Here is a 1,186-nt window from a genome sequence, read left to right on the forward strand (position 1 = left end):
TGGGTGGTGAATGCCAGATCGACCGCTTCGTCCAACCAATGGCTGCGGCTTCGTTCCTGCGTCAGGATCAGCTCGATCGCGTCGATCAGCGAGCGGTCCTCCGTGGTCGAGGCCAAGTCCAGCCTACGCACCATCCGCAGGATGGTGGAGCGGTGACTTTTATAGAACGGCCACAGCAGCGGCAAGTGATTGTCGCCACTATGCGCCGCAATGGCGTTGCAGTCGGCCTGCAACGTCTGCACGCCACCATGGGCGTTGATCAGGCGGCGGATTTCACGCCCCGCCTCGGTGTCGCCGCGATGATGGTCGAGGACGCGGACCACATCCGACATCGTCGCCACGATCGCTTCGGTCTTCTCGCGATAGCGCGCCCTCAGCCGCTCCAGTTCCTCTCGGCCCCGGTTGTGGATGTTCCCCATGCGTTTGATGAACATCTCCGCGAGATCGTCGCGCGTCTGGACCCGGGCCCGGTGGATCAAGCACACCAGTACCGCGTAGCGCTTGGCGGGCCGAAACTTGCGCAGCTCGGAAGCATCCAATGCCCGCGCCTCGGCAGCGAAGTGCTTGCGCTTGACCTCCGGGATGCCCGCCAGGTGCAACTCGCTGCCGACCAATTCGTCCAGTTCGGCGATATGGTCGATCAACTCCTGGAAATGCTGCAGCGAAGAGCGCTTGGGTAGGCGCTTGATCGCGTGCAGCGGGCTCTTCTGACGCCCCTGTTCGACCTGCAGGAGGCCTTCCAGGCGCTGTTTTTCATCGATGGTCAGTCGAGCCTCGATCTGAGCGAAATAGCGCCCGTTGACCAGCGTGCGGATGCGCCGGGTCAGGCGATCCAGTGTGGAGAACGCCGGCAGCTCGACGCGATCACGCACGAGCTGTTCGATGGCTACATTGATCAGGTCCGCCGGGTTATCCATCACCGCAGCGGCTTCGTATACCGCGCGTGCCGCAATCTTCAGCCCGCCGTCGCTGTAGGCCCGGACCTGCAGGAATTGACGGATCCGACGGTAGTAGCGATAGCGCGAGGCGTTGGCAAGATTCGCTGGCTTGACCTGCACGCGCAGTTTCAGCGCGCTGCGGATATGGCGCATCACCGCCGGCGGGACTTCGTCCAACACGGGGAAATACCCCAGCCGTTGGAAGGTCTTGAGCAGGATCGTCAGCGTCAGGCGGTGCGCAGGCTGCC

Annotated in this window: 1 protein-coding gene; it reads right to left on the reverse strand. The window is 63.2% G+C overall.

Going from position 1 to position 1,186, the window contains the following annotated elements; all coding sequences use genetic code 11:
* Positions 1–1,186 (reverse strand): DUF4158 domain-containing protein (locus tag XarbCFBP7408_RS21950; RefSeq protein WP_146093831.1); only part of this gene is annotated, 1,186 nt, incomplete at both ends.

It is taken from the genome of Xanthomonas arboricola pv. guizotiae (genome assembly GCF_002940205.1).
Taxonomy (GTDB): domain Bacteria; phylum Pseudomonadota; class Gammaproteobacteria; order Xanthomonadales; family Xanthomonadaceae; genus Xanthomonas; species Xanthomonas arboricola_C.